This is a genomic window from Paenibacillus sp. FSL L8-0708 (assembly GCF_038009325.1).
Classification (GTDB): Bacteria; Bacillota; Bacilli; order Paenibacillales; family Paenibacillaceae; genus Paenibacillus_AQ; species Paenibacillus_AQ odorifer.
The window spans coordinates 4,874,295-4,893,195 of sequence record NZ_JBBPBC010000001.1 but is presented as its reverse complement, the minus strand read 5'-3'; the positions used below and the strand labels follow the sequence as shown (position 1 = coordinate 4,893,195).

General features: G+C 39.2%; 17 protein-coding genes and 1 pseudogene. 15 read left to right on the top strand and 3 right to left on the bottom strand.

Annotated elements, in window-relative coordinates; translation table 11 throughout:
- Positions 1-94: 94 nt before the first annotated feature.
- Complete coding sequence (locus NYE58_RS23405; protein ID WP_076276158.1) at positions 95-1,141, bottom strand: DUF418 domain-containing protein; 1,047 nt, start codon at positions 1,139-1,141, stop codon at positions 95-97.
- A gap of 184 nt (positions 1,142-1,325) precedes the next feature.
- Here NYE58_RS23405 and NYE58_RS23400 point away from each other — a divergent pair, with 184 nt between their 5' ends.
- The 4 genes from NYE58_RS23400 (at position 1,326) to NYE58_RS23385 (ending at position 5,660) form a co-directional block, all read left to right on the top strand.
- On the top strand, positions 1,326-2,474 hold the full coding sequence (locus NYE58_RS23400; protein ID WP_341003121.1) for a VanZ family protein: 1,149 nt from the start codon (positions 1,326-1,328) through the stop codon (positions 2,472-2,474).
- 153 nt (positions 2,475-2,627) lie between these two features.
- Complete coding sequence (locus tag NYE58_RS23395; protein WP_341003120.1) at positions 2,628-3,395, top strand: ABC transporter ATP-binding protein; 768 nt, start codon at positions 2,628-2,630, stop codon at positions 3,393-3,395.
- Positions 3,382-5,301, top strand: coding sequence for an ABC transporter permease (locus tag NYE58_RS23390; RefSeq protein WP_341003119.1), 1,920 nt, complete (start codon positions 3,382-3,384; stop codon positions 5,299-5,301). The genes NYE58_RS23395 and NYE58_RS23390 overlap by 14 nt, the downstream gene beginning before the upstream one ends.
- A 5-nt stretch (positions 5,302-5,306) precedes the next feature.
- Positions 5,307-5,660 (top strand): YxeA family protein, encoded by a 354-nt coding sequence (locus NYE58_RS23385; RefSeq protein WP_076276161.1) that lies wholly within the window; start codon positions 5,307-5,309, stop codon positions 5,658-5,660.
- 82 nt (positions 5,661-5,742) lie between these two features.
- Here the strand turns inward: NYE58_RS23385 and NYE58_RS23380 are convergent, their stop codons facing one another.
- Together NYE58_RS23380 and NYE58_RS23375 are read right to left on the bottom strand one after the other, a co-directional pair.
- On the bottom strand, positions 5,743-7,137 hold the full coding sequence (locus tag NYE58_RS23380; protein ID WP_341003118.1) for a sensor histidine kinase: 1,395 nt from the start codon (positions 7,135-7,137) through the stop codon (positions 5,743-5,745).
- Positions 7,138-7,143: 6 nt separating this feature from the next.
- On the bottom strand, positions 7,144-7,845 hold the full coding sequence (locus NYE58_RS23375) for a response regulator transcription factor (protein ID WP_076276163.1): 702 nt from the start codon (positions 7,843-7,845) through the stop codon (positions 7,144-7,146).
- Between NYE58_RS23375 and NYE58_RS37560 the strand changes: the two genes are divergently transcribed.
- From NYE58_RS37560 to NYE58_RS23325, 11 genes and pseudogenes are all read left to right on the top strand, one after another.
- Complete coding sequence (locus NYE58_RS37560; RefSeq protein ID WP_081386402.1) at positions 7,817-8,242, top strand: hypothetical protein; 426 nt, start codon at positions 7,817-7,819, stop codon at positions 8,240-8,242. The two genes, NYE58_RS23375 and NYE58_RS37560, sit on opposite strands and share 29 nt — an antisense overlap.
- Positions 8,187-8,718: pseudogene (locus NYE58_RS23370) on the top strand (MMPL family transporter); the annotation flags it as partial. The gene NYE58_RS37560 and the pseudogene NYE58_RS23370, both read left to right, overlap by 56 nt.
- Before the next feature lie 294 nt (positions 8,719-9,012).
- Complete coding sequence (locus NYE58_RS23365; RefSeq protein ID WP_042129113.1) at positions 9,013-9,876, top strand: MurR/RpiR family transcriptional regulator; 864 nt, start codon at positions 9,013-9,015, stop codon at positions 9,874-9,876.
- 573 nt (positions 9,877-10,449) lie between these two features.
- Positions 10,450-11,355, top strand: a complete 906-nt coding sequence (gene murQ, locus NYE58_RS23360) for an N-acetylmuramic acid 6-phosphate etherase (RefSeq protein WP_076217895.1) — start codon at positions 10,450-10,452, stop codon at positions 11,353-11,355.
- A gap of 57 nt (positions 11,356-11,412) precedes the next feature.
- Positions 11,413-12,867 (top strand): ABC transporter substrate-binding protein, encoded by a 1,455-nt coding sequence (locus NYE58_RS23355; RefSeq protein ID WP_076190768.1) that lies wholly within the window; start codon positions 11,413-11,415, stop codon positions 12,865-12,867.
- A gap of 104 nt (positions 12,868-12,971) precedes the next feature.
- Positions 12,972-13,874 (top strand): carbohydrate ABC transporter permease, encoded by a 903-nt coding sequence (locus NYE58_RS23350; RefSeq protein WP_060622964.1) that lies wholly within the window; start codon positions 12,972-12,974, stop codon positions 13,872-13,874.
- An 18-nt stretch (positions 13,875-13,892) separates the two neighbouring features.
- Positions 13,893-14,753: a carbohydrate ABC transporter permease gene (locus tag NYE58_RS23345; RefSeq protein WP_076127188.1), complete on the top strand. Its 861-nt coding sequence runs from the start codon at positions 13,893-13,895 to the stop codon at positions 14,751-14,753.
- Complete coding sequence (locus NYE58_RS23340; protein ID WP_076127187.1) at positions 14,753-15,973, top strand: anhydro-N-acetylmuramic acid kinase; 1,221 nt, start codon at positions 14,753-14,755, stop codon at positions 15,971-15,973. The genes NYE58_RS23345 and NYE58_RS23340 overlap by 1 nt, the downstream gene beginning before the upstream one ends.
- Complete coding sequence (locus NYE58_RS23335) at positions 15,974-16,945, top strand: GNAT family N-acetyltransferase (protein ID WP_076276165.1); 972 nt, start codon at positions 15,974-15,976, stop codon at positions 16,943-16,945.
- Between the two features lie 2 nt (positions 16,946-16,947).
- Positions 16,948-17,655 (top strand): PIG-L deacetylase family protein, encoded by a 708-nt coding sequence (locus NYE58_RS23330; protein ID WP_076106428.1) that lies wholly within the window; start codon positions 16,948-16,950, stop codon positions 17,653-17,655.
- 98 nt (positions 17,656-17,753) lie between these two features.
- A complete protein-coding gene (locus NYE58_RS23325; protein ID WP_341003116.1) occupies positions 17,754-18,896 on the top strand; it encodes an exo-beta-N-acetylmuramidase NamZ family protein in 1,143 nt (380 codons plus the stop codon).
- Positions 18,897-18,901: the final 5 nt, after the last annotated feature.

Genomic DNA, 18,901 nt, shown 5'->3' with positions numbered 1-18,901 from the left:
TTAAAGCGCTTAAACCCAAAAACCCCTTTTTAAAAGGGGTTTTTGGGTTTAGATAAGAAATTCCGACTTGAATTGAGGCGAGGAAAGCGAAGCTTTATCGTTTGATTGCAGGCTTTGTTCTATAGGTCATCAAGCGCCAAACCTTTTCTAAAGGGCCCATGGAAAAAAACTTGAACCAAATGGTGCTAAAAATGATTTGAATCATATAAATCAGAACTGCGATGTAGAGAATATCTTTTGGTGAAACGACTTCGAGACCTATCATTGAAATGATTGCCGTCCCTATAATGCTTTGTGCTACATAATTTGTAAACGCCATTTGACCCACCCGTGATATGGGTTTCAGGAATTTCACCATTTGTTTATTTTCTAATAGTAGAAATAATGTTGTTAAGTAGAACAATGTGGTTGGGAGAGATCCTAAGCCCGTAACTGAATCTACATTGCTGTTCCCATTTTGAGAAGCGTTCCAAATCCATAGTGAAAAACCAATGAACAACAGAAATGATACCATTTGAATCCATCTAATGGGTCTTGTTAATTCTTGTATGTGTGTAAGCCAACCTGACTTTGCGGTTAAAAAACCAGCTAAAAACATAATAAAGATTTGTATAGCGTCATTAGAAAAAATATCAAGAATAGATGAGATTGCCCCTTGAGAAGGCAGGAATATTTTTACCACTAAGGAAATGATGTAAATGGATGTCATACCCATAAGCCACTTTTTAAGTGTAGAAACCGTTGTGTGATAAAAAGGGATCAGAAACAATCCGATAATGGCATATGCGGGCAGAATGGTTCCCCAAAAGATAAATACATGAATGATTCCCAGCAGCAAAAGGATTAGTAAACGTCTAGCCATACGCCATCTGGGTTTATCTCCCCGGCTTTCGGCTCTTGAGGCGAAAATGTATAGACCTACACCAAATAGGAATGAAAAAATAGAAAAGAACTTTTTTTGTACGAAGATGATTATCAAGCTATGGATGATTCCATTAATGCCACTATAGTCTGGTAAGGGATCTCCTTCCATAATAACTTTAAAGGCTCCAACATTTATAAGCAGAATGCCAAAAAGAGCAAGTCCGCGAATGATGTCGAGTGAAATGATTCTTTCTTTTTGCGAAATGGAGGGATTCATTAATAGTGCTCCTTTGAAAATATTTTTATTTGCCTAGGAGTCAGTATAAGTTGCGAACCTTACATTAAATTGATGCCAACATTACAGTATCCTTAAATTTGATAAAATGTTCCAACTCCAGTTGAATTAGAATCAGTTTTATGGTTAATATGAATACTAAATCATTTTGGGGTGTGAACTAGAAATGTCAGCATATACTCAACCGATCTTTGTGGCAGCGATCTTTTTTGTGGTTTTAGCATTTGCCTTATTTATCCCATGGCTCATTTATACCTATAGAAAATATAATTACCTTCCCTTTTCTACCACGTTAATTTCGTTTTCGTTTATCTTTTACTTTCTAGCAGCGTTATTTTTAGTATTGTTGCCGTTGCCGGAAATACGTAACACTTGTTCGCTTCAAAAACCGGGTACACAACATTATTCACTTATGCCATTTCAATTTATAGTGGGCACCTTTGGGAATAGTGGCATCGTGTTATCACAGCCTGCAACTTATAGGCTATTATTTAGCCAACCCTCATTCTATCAAGCGTTTTTTAATTTCTTGCTATTATTACCTTTTGGTGTTTATCTGCGATACTTTTTTCAAGATAAGAAATATTGGAAGAAAGCTCTAGGCTTCACGTTCTTATTAACTTTATTTTATGAGATAACACAGGTAACCGGCATTTACGGGATTTATAATTGCCCTTATCGTATTTTTGATGTGGATGATTTATTGTTAAATACTACTGGCGGTGTACTGGGGTTCTTTATTGCTCCAGCTGTGTTGGCGTTATTCCCGTCAAAAAAGAAAATTAAGGAGAAAGCGGAAAGATTATTAGCGTTTGATGAAGTAAGAGGGATGTCTGTGTTACTGGCTGTTATTATTGATCTATTTATCAGCAACCTAGTAGTTAAAGTTGTGTTGAGTATGACCAACGTTAATATGGTTAGTGAATTTATTGCGAGCACCATTACACTTTCTGTAACCTTTTTTATTATTCCGATGATTTGGAATGGATCGACAATCGGTACGAAAATAATGCGTTATCGCTATGACAGTAAAATAAGTCGAGTGGAAACTAACAAACGATTATTTAAACGCTTTGGTGCCATTTACGCGATGTACTTCATAACAGTCATTGCGAAAACGTTGAATAATGTGGAAATATCAATGGATTCTCCATTTTATAAGGCATCTATATTCTTAACGCTAGGTGCTGGATTGACCTCTCTCATTTTAACGATCGTATTGTTCGTTCATGTTATATTAGTCGTGTTTGGCAAACAAAAACGCCGCTTTTACTTTGATGAAGCTTCTGATTTATATACAACCAGAAAAAAATGAATGCTATTCAATAGCAAAGGGATACTCCGTAGTCTTAAATGGCTACAGGGTATCTTTTTTTTGTAGATTTAAGCTTGTTGTAAGGTTGGCATGAATTTGCTGTAAGGTTCGGTGCCTATAGTATAAGTATCAGCAAATTATGAGGTGAAATGAATGGAACCATTATTAAAAGTAGAAAACGTAAAAAAAGTGTACGGGAAGTTAAGTGCTGCTTACACAGCGTTGGAAAACGTGTCTTTTGACATTCATGAAGGTGAGTTTGTAGGGATTATGGGACCTTCCGGAGCGGGAAAATCAACCTTGCTAAATTTGTTAGCAACCATAGATTCTCCAACAGAAGGAAAGATATATATGAAGAACAAGAGTATTCATGATCTGAAGGAAACAGCTTTGTCAGACTTCCGGCGTGAACATCTCGGGTTCATCTTTCAAGATTACAATTTACTCGATTCCTTGACGGTAAAGGAGAACATATTGCTTCCCCTGGCGATTGCCAAAATTCCAGCGAAGAAAATTAATCACCTCGTGACTCAGATCTCTAAAGTATTTGGGATTGAAGATTTACTGGGGAAATATCCTTACCAAATCTCTGGGGGTCAAAAGCAAAGAACCGCTGCGGCTAGAGCGCTCGTGACAGAACCTGCACTGATTTTGGCTGATGAACCAACAGGTGCACTTGACTCTAAATCAGCAACAGATTTATTGGAAAGCTTAAGTACTTTAAATGAAAATAACAATTCGACCATTATGATGGTGACCCATGATGCCTTTGCCGCAAGCTTCTGCCGCCGGATCATTTTCATCAAGGATGGTTCATTTTCAACAGAAATCTATCGTCGTGATCAGACACGCAAATCCTTCTTCCAAGAGATCTTAGATGTTCATGCGGCCATTGGGGGTGAGGTAGATGACGTTATTTAGTCTAGCAAGAAAAAATATAGCCAGAAACTTCTCGCAATATTTTTTATACATCGCATCGATGGTGTTTAGTATCATCATTTACTTTACATTTGTGACCTTAAAATATAGTGATACGATAGCAGAACAGACGGCTTCATCCCAAAAACTGGGTTCCCTAATGAGTGGAGCGGCAGTCATTCTTATCTTTTTCGTGTTCATATTTATAGCTTATTCCAATTCATTTTTTATGAAAAAACGTAAAAAAGAAGTCGCACTGTATGCGTTGCTGGGGGTACGTAATCGTCAAATCGGTTTTATGCTCTTTTTTGAAAATTTATTATTAGGATTATTCTCTTTAATAGTAGGGATTGTATTTGGCTTCCTTTGTTCAAAAGGATTTATGACGATTTTGATTCATTTAATGGGTTATGACGTTGTAGCACCCTTTACTTTTTCAATGGCGGCAGCGATGAACACGGCTATCGTATTTCTGGTTATTTTCTTAGTGACATCGTTTCAAGGCTACCGTTTGATCTATCAATTTAAGCTGATTGATTTATTTCATGCTTCCAAAAAGGGAGAAGTGGCGCCTAAACCATCTATGATAGTAGCTGTTCTTGGAGTGTTACTTATTGTCTTGGGCTATTGGCTTGCAATGCAGGACCTTTTCACTTCTAAGGTATGGGCAAAAATCGGATTTCTCATGACCGTATTAATTATTTTAACAACGGTAATTGTGGGTACATTTTTATTGTTCCACAGTGTGACTGGCTTTCTGTTAGCAATGATTAAGAAAAATGAAAAGTGGCTGTGGAAGGGCCTTCATGTAATAACCATTTCGCAGCTGCTCTATCGTATCCGTGGGAATGCACGTACATTAACTGTGATTGCTGTGTTGAGTGCTACAACAGTAACTGCCGGTGGAGCGGTCTATAGCCTGTATTACAATACGAATGACTCGGCAAAAACGATTAATCCGAATACCTTTATGTATCAATTAACAGATGCAGAAATGGATAAACAAGTAAGTGCTGTACTGCCAGCTACAAAATACGATGAAAATATCGAAGCGCTATCCATTACGTTTCATACGAAAGAATTAAACTCGCGATCCTCGTTCGATAGCTCTGATAAAAGAGGGTATACAGTTATCGATGAAAAAACATACAACAATTTAGCAAATGTACAGCATAAAGAAAAATTAAATGTAAAGGATGGCTACGCGGTTATTTTAGATATCGGATATAACAAAAGGTTCTCACCTATGTATACAGGAAAAACTATAACAACAGGCAACGGCCATCCACTCACATTCCAAAGCTTTAAAACACAAACCGTATTAAATGCAGGTACAGCAGGTATAACAGTTGTAGTCTCGGATGAACAGTATAAAGTATTACGGAATGATGGAGAAGTGCTACGCTATCGTGTTCTTGGGGTAGAGGATGCCTCTGTGGATTTATCTGCAAAAATTGCAAACCAATTACCTGAAGAAGCGCTATTTTCAAGCAGGCCTCAAGATTACCAAACAAGCTTGGAAAGTGTGGGTTCTCTACTTTTTATAGGAAGTTTCCTTGGACTCGTATTTCTGGCTGCAACAGGCAGTATCATTTACTTTAAAGTTTTAACTGAGGCAGAAGAAGATAAAGCACAGTACAATATGCTGCATAAAATGGGTGTCAGTGCAAAAGAAATGCGGAAATCCATTGCGTCACAGGTATTCGTTATCTTTGTTGTACCGCTTATAGTAGGGTTATTGCATAGTGTAGTGGCTTTAAAAGCATTCTCTAGTCTACTGATGATAGATTTAGCAAAGCCAGTGTTGCTCTGGATGATTGCTTATACCCTAATTTATGGGTTGTATTATTTCTTAACCGTAGCTTCATACAATCGTATTATCACACTAAATAATAGAACAGAAGGATGATTGAGATGAAAAAATTTCTAATTACTATGGGTATTTTGTTTGTTGTTGGGGTTGTAGGTGTCTTTGCTCTAGCAAAGATTGATTTCAATCGCATGAATGCCGAAAATTATTATTTACAAATTACAGAGGATGGGGAACCCCATGAATATAAACTGAGTGATGGTACAGTGATGACTTCCTATTCCTATACACTAGAAGCTACAAATGCCAAAGGTAATACAATTCCACTGGAATTTAATGCACAAAAAAATCTTCGTAAAGGCGCCTACTTAAAAATGTATGTAAAAAAAGGTGATCAAGTCTCCTCATATGATGAAGTGAAGGTAGAGGATATTCCGCTAAAAGCAATAAAAAACTAATAAATTGAAGAAGGGCTGTCTCCAATAAAGGTAATGGAGCACAGCCCTTTTCTCTGCCTAATGAGTAAGTAAGGCATTTGTATTATAAAAGTATAGTAATGGTGGTTCCGGTATTCTCAATGCTCGTCATATCGAGTTTCCCCTCATGAGCCCAAATAATGTCTCTTGCGATGGCCATTCCTAAACCAGTACCATGCTTACTCGTTGTGTTTGTACCCCGATAGTAGCGTTCGAAAATCTGTTCCAGATCTTTAGCTGGAATTCCATGACCATTATCAGAAATCGAAATTCGGGTATGAGATTCTGGACCTGTATCCACTCGAATCTTCACCACGACACTTTCATCGTTATGCACCAGCGCGTTGTAGATCAAGTTAAGGATCGCTCGTTTTAGTAATTTTTTATCTACTTTATGCATTGCTTTAGCCATATTCGCCTCAAACTCTATCTGCCGTTCACCAAAGGTCGGGTCATTTAAAAGTTCAATCGTCATTTCTCGTAGAAACTGAACGAGATTCACCTCTTCAAATTGCAGGGATAGCTGGTGATTACGCAAACGTGTCGTTAAATTGAGGTCATCTAACAGATCTTTCATATACATCGATTTACTCTTGATAATTGACGTGTATTCCTGTAATTCTTGGGCTGTTAGATCTGTGGCACTGTCGTTAATAAATTCTGCATAACCTTGAATAGAAGCAAGTGGTGTCTTCATGTCATGTGAAACATTGCTAATCCATTCCTCACGCATTTGATCGAGGCGTTTACGTTCCTCTTCATGTCGATCGAGCTTTTCAGATAGTTCATTCATATTACGAAAAACATCTTCATAAACACCTTTGGGAGTAGGCATTTTCTTAAAACGTCGTTCCCTGAGCTGTTGAATACCCTCTATTAATGTATGAAGGGGTGCAGTTAACTTTTTCCCAAATAGAAATCCAATGAGGATTACAATAAGCACATCAACGATTAAAAAAATGGAAAGAAAAACATTAACATCTTTGAAAATTTTAGCGTAGTCATAGGTCATTACGTAGCGGCCTATTTTAGGATTATTAATCCCTAAAAAGTAACTGAAATGTTGGGCTTCGCTGACAAAAACCGTCGTGCGTGCATCTAATTCTTTATATTTATACATTTGTACAATTTCAATAGGAGAATACTCTGTTTTCAATTCTTTAGGGGTATAAAAGGCAGCTGCTTGCTCCCCTTGGTCATTCAAGAATTGTACCCAGGCGCTCATTTCTTGTAGTTTTTTGAGACCTTCTTCATTCACAACAGGTTTGCCAGCCTGTAATTCTACGTATTGTGAAAAGGTTCGGCTAAAGGTTTCTGCAGATGCTTCTTCAGTGCCAAAGTTATTATTATTTACCTTTATAACGAATAAGGAAAGGAACAAAATCGCGTTTACAATACCAACGATCACAACAATAGTCATAACCGATCTTAAAAAGCGGAGTGTCAATTTCCATTTCAACTAGTCTCACTCCTTGGTATTTAATTTATAACCTAACCCTTTAACCGTCAAAATAAAGGAAGGATTTGAAGGGTCTGCCTCAATTTTTTCGCGTAAGCGCCGAATATGTACCATCACTGTATTATCGGAACCAAAAAAGTCCTCACCCCACGCCTGTCCAAACAAGGTTTCTTTGCTTAGAATCTGATTGGGATGATGCATAAAACAGCTCATTAAACCGACTTCTTTGGCGGTTAGCACGAGGACCTCGCCATTCTTTTTTAATTCTGTCTCATTGGCACTAAGCTCAAAGGGGCCAGCTTGTAAGCTTTTCGGAGCTTTTTTTTCTTCTGTAAAGCCAGCTCTTCTCAGTTGTGCCTTTACCCGGTAAGCGACTTCTTTCGGACTGAACGGTTTAGTAATATAATCATCGCCACCTATCGCCAGTCCTAACAGCTTATTAATTTCCTCGTCTTTTGCAGACATAAATAAGATGGGTGCATTTGATGTTTCCCGAATTTTTCTGCATAAGTCATATCCTTCTCCATCTGGGAGCATAATATCTAGCAATATAAGCTCAGGCTTATACTCCTGAAACTTGTCCCAACCCTCTGCAACGGTCCCGGCAGTTACAACGTCTGGAACACCTTCTTTATGTAAAACAGCCTTCATCAGACGCGCTAAATCATCTTCATCGTCTATGATTAATACCCATTTACGACTTGCCATTTATTTCCCTCCAAATCCGTCTTTATGTACATTATTACATTATAAAGAACTCTTTATTTCTTGCGCAAAAAAATCGCAAAAGAAAGGCTTGCATGAAGATGGATATTACTTAGACGAACATAGCAAAGCAATATTCGGTCATTTATTAAAATTCATTCTAGATATAGACAAATCAGGTAAGGAGGAGAAATTGTTACGCCCCCTGCCTTCCATGGCATTGATCTGCACTGTATATGGCCCTTTGAAGATGTTCGCTAAAATGATGGAAGAAGGTGAGTTACTGTATTCGCTTGAGCTCGAAGAAGAACTTGCAGACAGCTTTTGGAATGCCAATAGATTGCAGCGACTTGCAAGGAGTGCAAGCAGCCTTAACAGGAACAACTGCAACCAATGCTGATTTGCAGAATATTTCACAGGATGACTTTGTACGTACAGCCGTGATTATGCTGGTCGGAATCATAATTGTGCTAATAGTCATTACGCGCTCTGTGTCCAGTTCTCTGTTCATTATTGCTTCCTTGGTGCTAGTGTACTTACTTCTCTTGGAATCAGTGAAATCTTGAGCTGGATCGTTCCATTTTTCAGCTTCATTATGATTGCAGCCCTGGGCGTTGATTACAGCATATTCCTGATGATGCGGTATAACGAGCTTGAAGGGGATGTTGGATCACCTGCGCCGCGTTGATTCCTTCGGGCGTAACGACACTTATACAGGTAGCATTCGTATTAATCATTGCACTATTATTAAGTGTAGCGGCCATGCCGGTGTTCTTGACTGAATTAATGCAGCTTGCTAGCAAATTAAATGGTTCAAGTACGGTGCTACATCAAAGAATGTCGTTGACAAATCGAGTCATATTTAGACGGCAGTAAAATTTAAAAATACATGCGTATTACGTATGCTGAGAACAATAGAAAGAATCTTCGGGGACCTTTGTGGTCCCTTGTTTCACCATATCAGAAAGTATATAATTATCGACTATACCTTACAACTTTATTACGCTATAATCAACGTAAAGTCACCAGATGACCTAAGAGTAGGATGATTTTAATAGATTAATTAATATTAGCTTTGATATGCCGAAACGTATTTTGTTATTGAAATAGGTTGTTTATATTGTTTATGATATTAATAAAGGTGTTAATTAAATCTAGAGTAGGTAGATTATGAGTCTAAATGACAACGTATTAATTAAAATTCGTGATATGCGAGAGAGTTTTACACCAGTTGAACGATTGGTCGGAGATTACATTTTAGAAAATACGGAAGAGATCCCTCATTTGTCGATTAAGGAATTGGCTCAATCGAGTAAGACAAGCGATGCATCTGTCCTTCGTTTCTGTAAGACGATGGGTTACAGCGGATACCGCAATTTTATTGTGAGTATATCGGCATCTTTGGGTTCTCGTGATGAGGATTCAAAGGCTCAATATACAGATATTCAGCCAGGTGATGATCTCTCGACAATTATATCAAATATTTCATTGAATAATTGCAAGTCCATTGAGGATACGCTTAGTGTTATTGATCGAAAAGAAATTACAAGAGCTGTAGAATTACTATGTCATAGTAAGCGAATTGTTTTCTTTGGAATAGGTGCTTCGGGACTCGTTTGTATGGACGGGGAACAGAAGTTCTCGCGAATTAATAAGATGTGTCATGCCTATACAGATGGTCATAGTCAGCTCACGGCAGCAACTTTACTTGAGAAAGATGATGTTGCCATTTTCATTTCTAACTCTGGAGCAACTAGTGATATTATTGATGCACTGGAAATTGCCCAAAAGAATAGAGCGAAATGTATTGCGATTACGAAGTACAATAAAAGTGAGCTTGCGGAGCGGGCGGATATTGTACTGAGCATATCCACACCTGAAATAACAATCCGCAGTGGGGCTATGGGCTCACGTATTGCGATGCTTACGATCATCGACATATTATTTGCTGGTGTCGCAAGTGCAGAATATGAAGAAGTAAAAACCTACTTAACAAAAACGCATAATATATTAAAGAAAAAACTTAGAAATTAGGTTCTGATAGAATGAATGTGAAGGAAAGCATTGATCATGGATCAATGCTTTCCTTTTTTTGTATTTCATTCGCTTATTCGTGTACTAAAATGTACTACATATCAATCCATGTTAGATTATCTACATGATGAATACGTTGATCTAATGAATATAATAAGTAGTTTAATTCAATAATTAATAGCTTGGCACACAATAATGAGGAAGAAAATGAATGGAATCGAAGACGAAACATCATCCGGTTGAACGCGGATGATGTAACTTTATGTTTCGTTTGGAGCGATAATCAGCAAATAATACATTTTTATAAATCGCTTTAACCTTAGAGCCATAGCGATCAAAGCAATTGGTAAAAATTTAAATTGTATCTTGTAAGCGCTTTATAAATGTGGTATAACATAGTATGTAAGGAATGAAATAAAACATCAGAATTTAATTTCTTTATGAAATTATATTTCAAAATCTATTGACGAAGCGATGGTGTTGTATTAGTATAAGAGCATAATAATTGTAAGTTAATATAACACGTTTTGTTAACTAGGTGACAGATTGAGACTGGGAAGAAGGAGGATGGCTATGAATGACTACCTTGCGGGATTGACAACAGAGGCTGTGAATCCAGACACATTAATGATTGATGAATGTACTACGGAAGAAATGATCCAGTTAATGAATCAACAAGATGCACTGGTCCCCAGAGCTATAACTGAGGAGATTCCGCAGATTGCAAAGGCGGTAGATATTCTACATCATAGGTTGTCTAATGGTGGAAGAATGTTTTACATAGGAGCTGGCTCATCAGGAAGATTAGGTGTTCTGGATGCTTCCGAATGTCCTCCTACCTTTGGTACAGATCCTTCCTTGGTGCAGGGCTATATCGCTGGTGGTGATATTGCTTTGCGTACTGCGGTTGAAGGCTGTGAAGACGATATGGATGAAGGGATCGCATTAATCGAAAGCATTGGTGTAACAAACAAAGATGTACTTATTGGGATTTCGGCAAGCGGTAGTGCAAACTACGTTATTGCAGCTTTAGCGAAAGCAAAGGAACTTGGAGCAGCCACTATCGGTGTTTGTAACAACAGAGGCTCAAAGTTCGAACCCATTGTAGATGTTTGTATAACACCTGTTGTAGGACCTGAGGTCATTAGCGGTTCGACTCGATTAAAGGCAGGAACTGCTCAGAAGTTGGTGCTTAATATGCTGACAACATGCACAATGGTCAAGTTAGGAAAAACGTACAACAACTTGATGGTTGATCTGAAGGCTAGTAATTTTAAGCTCGTAGATCGCTCGATTCGTATCATCATGAACACGACTGGTGTAGATACATCAACCGCCGCAGAAACACTTGATAAAGCATCTATGAACTGTAAGCTGGCAATTATGATGATTAAATCGGGGTTAGATGCAAAAGAAGCAGAACAAGTACTTAACGCAAACGGAGGACGCTTGAAACAGGCAATCGCATCATTGGTTTAGGTGTGAAAAGTGGAATAACAGGATGGATGCTATTAATAATTGAGGAGGCTGTTTTCGATGAAAAAAAGATCACGTGGATTAACTCTGTTTTTGTCAGGAATCATGATGGTATCACTCTTATCGGCTTGCGGAGGAAACGGAAATAACGCTACAACTTCTACAGATTCCGGTAATACAGGAACTAGTAACGGTGGTTCTGAGCCTAAAAAGGATACGATTACAGCACTTTTACCTCCGATATCAGCGAACTATCAAACACGTTTTGCTGATATGGAAAAAGAATTTAATACACTACATCCTAACTTGACTTTGAAAATCGAACCAGCGAGCTGGGAAGATATGACGCAAAAACTTGATACTCAAGTAAATGCAGGTTCTCCTCCAGATATTGCTTTTATCGGTGCTTCAGGAATTTCGAAATATGCAGCACTTAATGTACTAATCGACCTTAACGGTGCCCTTTCTGATGAAGCCAAGGCCGATTATGACGAAGTTCCATTGAAATATTTCCAACTAGGTGACGCTCAATACGGCCTACCAGCATATATGGAAATCCACACTATCGGTGGTAACAAACAATTCCTTGAAGAAGCCGGAATTGATTGGAAAAGCATTCAACAAAACGGTTGGACTTATGAAGAGTTCCGTAATGCAATTTCTAAAGGCGTAGTGAAAAATGATAAAGGTGAAACTACTCGTTATGGTTTCGTGTTCGCAACATCTGGTGTAGCATCTAAAGACTATCTAGCTATTCTTGCTAAAACTGCAGGTTTACCAGATTACTTCGATAAAGATCTTAAATATACGTATACAAGCAAAAACTTCTTGGGTCTACTTACATCTATTCGCGAAATGATCAACGATGGTTCTATGCCTAAAGAGCTAAGCTCTATCGATGCTGGCAAACGGTGGAACATGTTCCTAACGGGCCAAACGATGATCACAGGTAAAGGTTTATCTGCATTTGAAAACTCTGCTCGTCTAAACAATGAGAAGATTAAAGCGAACGATGGTTCAGCTGTTGCAGATTCTATTGAAGTTGATTATATTTCACTTCCAGTCCCAACATTCAACGGTGCCGATTATGTCCCTACTTCAATCGTTGATGGTTATATCGCACTTCGTGGTAAAAAAGCTCCATCTGAAGAGCACATCAAAAATATTGCCCTAGCAACGAATTTCTTGTCTTCTGGCTCAATTGCTGCTAACTACAGTAATGAGCTGTTCTTATCACCAATTACTGAATCTGCACGTAATGCAGAAGTACTTGAAAAATTCCCTCGTAACGAAGATAACGTTGCTGCAGGTAAAGCTATGATGGCAAAAGCGCTTCCGGCTCGTACAGATATTCCTACTGATCTGGCTGCTGAAGCATTAAAAATTGAAACAGAAGTTATTATTCCTAAACTACAAGCCTTACTTGCAAATGAGATTGCTCCACAAGAAATGTATGATGCAGTTAAAGCGGCTGCAATTAAATCTTTCGGTAAAGATGGTATTGTAGTTGACTAGTCTGTCGTAGGCTGACATGTGAAAGCTGTGCGTAGCTAGAACGTACAGCTTTCCTTCTAAATTAGCTAGAGCTTGTACTGTTTTTAGAAGAGAGGTGCGACCCAATGAATCAAACGTTGACTAAAAGAAAAAAATTGAAGCTCGAAAGTGACTCAGGTTGGGGATACGCGTTTATCGCAGTAGCACTTATTGCGTTTTCTTTATTTACCGCATATCCAGTCATCAATGCTTTTATTATCAGCTTACAAAAATATGGTCCATTAGGATCCACTTTTGTCGGCATGGATAACTTCGTTAACTCGTTTTCAGATGAACTTTTCTGGAAAGCGCTGAAAAACACGTTAGTATATACGCTATTAACTGTTCCGTTTAATATTCTTCTGTCATTTTTAATTTCAATTTTGATTATTCCTTTCAAGAAAAAAACACAAACGATCTTTAAAGCACTATATTACTTGCCAGCCGTAGCATCTGGTGTAGCGCTTTCTGTTGTGTGGCTGTGGATCTTCGATCCTTTAAAATCAGGTATTGCCAATAAGCTCGTGAGTTTTTTAGGTATTGAAAATCAAAACTGGCTTGGTTCCAGTGCAACTGCAATGTTCTCACTTGTGTTAATGTCATGGTTATCAAGTCATGGTACAGCAATTATTATTTATATAGCCGCATTACTCGCTATTGATAACAGCTATTATGAAGCAGCTGAAATTGATGGCGCGTCTTTCCTGCAAAAGCTTTGGTTTATCGTTGTCCCTTTCCTTAAGCCAACAACGCTATTCCTACTTGTTACGGGTGTTATCGGTTCCTTCCAAGTATTCCAAAACGCTTATCTTATGACAGGCGGTGGACCAGACCATGCAACAACAATGGTAGGTTTGTTAATATTTAACAATGCGTTCACATATTTTGAGTTTGGTGAGGCAGCGGCACAATCATTAGTTCTAGCAGCGATTATCGGATTTATCTCATTCCTTCAATTCAAGTTTATAGGTAAAGATGTAGAATACTAGGAAAAGGAGCAGAATACTATGGGTTTGTACAACAACAGCTTAAGAAGCAAAGGGTATCTGTTTATACGTAATGGTGCAAACATTACGTTCCTTATCCTATTCGCCGCAGCTACCATATTCCCGATATACTTTATGGTCATTTCCTCGTTCGGTGATCCGGTAGAAGCTGGTGCAATGAGCTATTCTATCCTACCAAAGAAGATTTCATTTGAATCTTATAAATTCTTTTTTAACTTTAGCCCACATACATGGGACTGGTTATTGAACTCTTTTATAGTGGCAGCGTGTATCACGGTATCTAACGTATTTTTTGCTACTCTTGCTGGATATGCTTTTGCAAAAATGAAATTTAAAGGGAAAAACATTTTGTTCGCTATTTTGCTGGGATCTATGATGATTCCTGTTCAAGTTACTCAGGTTCCACTATATATTTTGATCGTAAATATTTTTGAATTACAAAATACGTACACTGCGTTGATTATGCCGAGCATAGTAACGGTATACAATATCTTCTTGGTTAAGCAGTTCATGTCCTCCATTCCAGGTGAAATTATTGAATCTGCTAAAATCGAAGGTTGTTCCCAGCCTAAAATCTTCTGGTATATCATTATGCCTCTATCTAAAACAATTATGGCAGTACTAGCAATCCTAACGTTCATGGCGGCATGGAATGACTTTTTCTGGCCGTTCCTAGTAACGAATACGATGGATATGCAAACCATTCAGGTCGGCTTGAAAAACTTTCGCTTTGCGAATACAACTTACTTTGCACCGATGATGGCGGGGGCAACCATTTCAGCAGTTCCAATGTTTATTTTGTTCTTCAGTTTACAAAAATACTTCCTTGAAGGGGTAACAGTTGGAGCGGTGAAAGGTTAATGGACAAACAATCAAAAGTGGATGCAACATACTTAGTTGGCTTGATGTCAGGTACATCAGTAGATGGTATTGATGCAGCAGTAGTTAAGCTTTTCCCTTCAGCCGAAAAAGAGCATGGAGTAGAGATTGAATTACTGGCTTTTGAAAACACACCTTTTGAGGTGCAAGTTAGAAACTCCATATTTGAGCTTTTTGATCCCGCTAGCGCTACGATTGATAAGGTTGGCGCAATGAATATGTGGCTTGGCGAATTATACGCCCAAGCCACATTATCCGTTATAGGGAAATGCGGCCTTTCGCCTTCGCAAATATTCGCAGTAGGATCGCATGGTCAAACAATCTATCATGCTCCGGAAGAGAATGTTATGGGCGGCTATAATCTGCATTGTACCGTTCAGATTGGGGATGGTGCAGTTATCGCCAATCGCACAGGAATTCCTTGCGTATCAGACTTTCGAGTTGCTGACATGGCAATGGGTGGACAAGGAGCTCCGTTAGTACCATTTACCGAATACTTATTGTTTAACAATCCAAAGAAAACACTTCTGATGCAAAATATTGGCGGAATAGGCAATGTGACTGTTTTGCCTGTAAATGCCTCACCGGATGAGGTATTTGCTTTTGATACGGGTCCTGGAAATATGATTATCGATGGCCTTGTATCGCAATTATTTATACCAATGACAATGGATGTTAATGGCGAAATTGGTGCGGGCGGTCAAGTGATTGATGAGCTATTGAAATGGATGCAGCAGGATAAATATTATACGATGCCGTTACCAAAATCGACAGGCAGAGAACGGTTTGGCCAACAATACGTGGCACAAATTATTGAAATGATGAAGGTTAATCACTGGAAAGCAGAAGATGTTGTTGCAACAGCTACGTACTTAACTGCCTGGAGCATCGTCGATAGCTATGAACGGTATATTGCACCGCAGCACCAGGCTGAGCAATTGTTAATTGGCGGCGGTGGAAGCTATAACAAGACGCTTTTGCGTGATTTGCAGCACTTATTTGCACCGCATAACGTGCAGGTGCTGACGCAGGAGGATATCGGTGGTAATAGTGATGCTAAGGAAGCAATTGCTTTTGCTCTGCTAGCGTATTACACGATGGAGCGCTTACCAAACAATATCCCGCTAGTAACTGGAGCATCACAGCCAGTAGTAATGGGCAAAATTTCCTGGCCCTATATTGGACGTTCACAGGAGGCTTAAATGTTGCAAATCAGACCCTTTTCAATTGAAGATCACTCTGCAGTTGTAGAGCTTTGGAATCGTGAGGCTACAAAATATGATTATAAGCCATTTACAGAGCGAGAGTTTCAAGATACATTCATCGACCATCCTTATTTTGACGCTGACTGTATATGGGTAGGCTGTGACGAAAAAGGGATTGTTGGTTTTGCAGCTGGCTGCTGCGGTGACGATCTCCCTCTTGGAGATGTGGCGGGTTATATTACGAGTGTTATTATAGATACCCATGTGGCTTCTCTGGAGCTTTACGATGCTTTTCTATTGCGTTTAGAAAAAAGATTCCAAGAACTTGGGAAAAGACAAGCGGATGTATTGTTTTTCAACCCTGTTAAGCTGAAGTGGAGTATACCAAGTGCACCTCAGCATGAGCATAATAATGCCCCGGGCATCAGTAAGGACCTGCCATTATATGAAGCTTTAATGGCTAGAGGCTACGAAGATCGTGCGACGCAATGCGGCATGTATTTAAAACTCGGAAGCTTTATAGTTCCCGAAGATATTTTAGATAAGGAAACCAATGCAAATAGCAAGGACTATTACATTACGTCCTATGTCCCTGATTTACATACAGGGCTTGAAGCAACGCTTGCTGCCCTGCAAAATCCGCAGTGGAAGAAGGATATTGTTACTTACGTGAAGGTTGGCGCACCACTTGTAGTAGCTGTGTACGGCAACGAGGTTGTGGGCTTTGCAGGTCCAATTATTTCGCAGCCTGATGGAAGAGCATTTTTTTGCGGTATCGGAGTGCACCCAGAGCATGAGGGGCATGGCCTTGGCAGTGTATTGTTTTTCCGAATGGTTGAAGCTTTTCAAAATGTGGGCTGTCAATATATCTCTCTATTCACTGGAAATAATAATCCGGCTCTTCGAATCTATCAAAAAGCGGGCTTTACTATTGAAAAACAATTTTCTATATTGCGGAGGGAACTTTAAAGATGAGCGAAAAATTCACAGTATTAGCAATTGGAGCGCATGTTGGTGATGTGGAGCTAGCTTCTGGTGGTGTGCTCGCTAGTCATAGTTTAAAGGGAGATCGCATTGTGACATTAGCGTTAACTGCGGGTGAACGAGGGGTCCCGGCAGGACAGGATATGAAGGAATATCGTCAGCAAAAAGTGAAAGAGGCACAGGTTTTTGCGGATATGCTAGGTGGTGAAGCCATTGTATTCGATGATTATTGTGACGGAGAGTTGCCTGACAATCAAGAAATTCGTATGGAGGTTTGTGATGTAATTCGTCGCGTGAAGCCTAACATTATTATTACACACTGGAAAAACAGTATGCATAAGGACCATGCGCTAACGCATCATATCGTAAATGATGCCCGTTTCTTCGCAAGTCTATCATCCTTTGAACGAGCGCTCCCCGCGCACTTTGCAGCAAGATTATATTACTCCGAAAACTGGGAGGATGCGGTTGATTATGTCCCTTACGTATATGTGGATTTCGATCAAGCGGCATTTGATCTATGGATAGATGCTTTAAGCAAGCATTGGTTTGTGACGAATAGCAAATCTTTCAAATACATGGATTACTATAAAGCACTAGCAGTTGTTCGCGGCTGTGAAGCAAGAAAGACATATGCAGAAGCATTTATGGTGCCAGCTGAAACGGTGAAGGTTAGGCAGTCTAGTCTTTGGTAACTATTCAACTAGCTAAGAGGGAGTGTTTCTATGTATTGCAGGAAACATTCCCTTGTTCTATCCATTTATGCGAAAAAGCAGCTAGGAGGCAGCTTCATATGGTGTTAAATGGGATTGATTCTATAACGAATTATCGTTATTTGTTCGAAGGTAAGCGCGTAGGATTGATTACAGCGCCGACAGGTCTTACGAAGGATTTTGCATCAACGATTACTATTTTACATGAAAATTTTAATCTTGCTGCGATGTTTTCACCTGAGCATGGCGTTCGCGGAGATTTGGATGCAGGGGCAGTAGTAGACACTTACATGGATCCTTTTACGAATGTTCCAGTCTATAGCTTGTACCGTAAAGACTCCAAGCGTTTAACAAAAGAAATGCTGAATGAAGTAGACATCATTGTATACGATATTCAAGATGTTGGTGTTCGCTATTACACATTTATTTATACGATGCTGTATGCACTTGAAGATTGTGCAAATGCAGGTGTAGAATTTGTTGTTCTTGATCGTGTTAATCCGCTTAACGGGGTAACGGTAGAAGGGAATGTCTTGAAGCCCGGCTTCAAATCATTTGTTGGAAATTACGAGCTAGCCGTACGATACGGCTTAACAGCAGGTGAGGTAGCAACGATGGCAAATGATCAAATGAATTGGAATGCATCGCTGCATGTCGTTCGTTTGGAAGGCTGGGAACGGAGCATGTCCTTCCCGGATACAGGATTAACTTGGGTTCATCCTTCACTTGGAATACCACGATATGAAACGGCGTTATTATATACAGGAACATGTTTATTTGAAGGCACAAACTGCTCCGAAGGACGTGGAACAACGTTCCCTTTTGAAATGATTGGTGCTCCGTTCATTCAAGCGCAGCAATTGGCAGATGAGATGAATGCAAAAGGTATCCCGGGTGTGTTTTTTCGTCCAGTTCATTTCAAGCCAACGTCATCTAAACATTGTGGCGAGCTATGCGGCGGGGTACAAATTTACATTACAGATCTCCAAGTGCTGAGGCCTTTAGAAGTTGGGGTAACCTTATTATTTACGATAAGAGATTTGTACGAGCAATTTTCATTCCTGCCTCCTGTGAAGGAGGGCTCTCGTCCATTTATCGATTTGCTGGGGGGAGACAACATGTATCGTACGGACAATATTCAAGCCAAGCAGCTGCTTGAACAGTTTGCAGCGGAAAGCAAGCAATTTGCAGAAATAACACAGCAGTATCATTTATATCGCTAGAGGAA

Bases quoted from the DNA above. Each gene is read 5' to 3' on its own strand.
- NYE58_RS23405 (WP_076276158.1), bottom strand. From the start codon at position 1,141: ATGAATCCCTCCATTTCGCAAAAAGAAAGAATCATTTCACTCGACATC.
- NYE58_RS23400 (WP_341003121.1), top strand. From the start codon at position 1,326: ATGTCAGCATATACTCAACCGATCTTTGTGGCAGCGATCTTTTTTGTG.
- NYE58_RS23395 (WP_341003120.1), top strand. From the start codon at position 2,628: ATGGAACCATTATTAAAAGTAGAAAACGTAAAAAAAGTGTACGGGAAG.
- NYE58_RS23390 (WP_341003119.1), top strand. From the start codon at position 3,382: ATGACGTTATTTAGTCTAGCAAGAAAAAATATAGCCAGAAACTTCTCG.
- NYE58_RS23385 (WP_076276161.1), top strand. From the start codon at position 5,307: ATGAAAAAATTTCTAATTACTATGGGTATTTTGTTTGTTGTTGGGGTT.
- NYE58_RS37560 (WP_081386402.1), top strand. From the start codon at position 7,817: ATGATTAATACCCATTTACGACTTGCCATTTATTTCCCTCCAAATCCG.
- NYE58_RS23375 (WP_076276163.1), bottom strand. From the start codon at position 7,845: ATGGCAAGTCGTAAATGGGTATTAATCATAGACGATGAAGATGATTTA.
- NYE58_RS23365 (WP_042129113.1), top strand. From the start codon at position 9,013: ATGAGTCTAAATGACAACGTATTAATTAAAATTCGTGATATGCGAGAG.
- murQ (WP_076217895.1), top strand. From the start codon at position 10,450: ATGAATGACTACCTTGCGGGATTGACAACAGAGGCTGTGAATCCAGAC.
- NYE58_RS23355 (WP_076190768.1), top strand. From the start codon at position 11,413: ATGAAAAAAAGATCACGTGGATTAACTCTGTTTTTGTCAGGAATCATG.
- NYE58_RS23350 (WP_060622964.1), top strand. From the start codon at position 12,972: ATGAATCAAACGTTGACTAAAAGAAAAAAATTGAAGCTCGAAAGTGAC.
- NYE58_RS23345 (WP_076127188.1), top strand. From the start codon at position 13,893: ATGGGTTTGTACAACAACAGCTTAAGAAGCAAAGGGTATCTGTTTATA.
- NYE58_RS23340 (WP_076127187.1), top strand. From the start codon at position 14,753: ATGGACAAACAATCAAAAGTGGATGCAACATACTTAGTTGGCTTGATG.
- NYE58_RS23335 (WP_076276165.1), top strand. From the start codon at position 15,974: ATGTTGCAAATCAGACCCTTTTCAATTGAAGATCACTCTGCAGTTGTA.
- NYE58_RS23330 (WP_076106428.1), top strand. From the start codon at position 16,948: ATGAGCGAAAAATTCACAGTATTAGCAATTGGAGCGCATGTTGGTGAT.
- NYE58_RS23325 (WP_341003116.1), top strand. From the start codon at position 17,754: ATGGTGTTAAATGGGATTGATTCTATAACGAATTATCGTTATTTGTTC.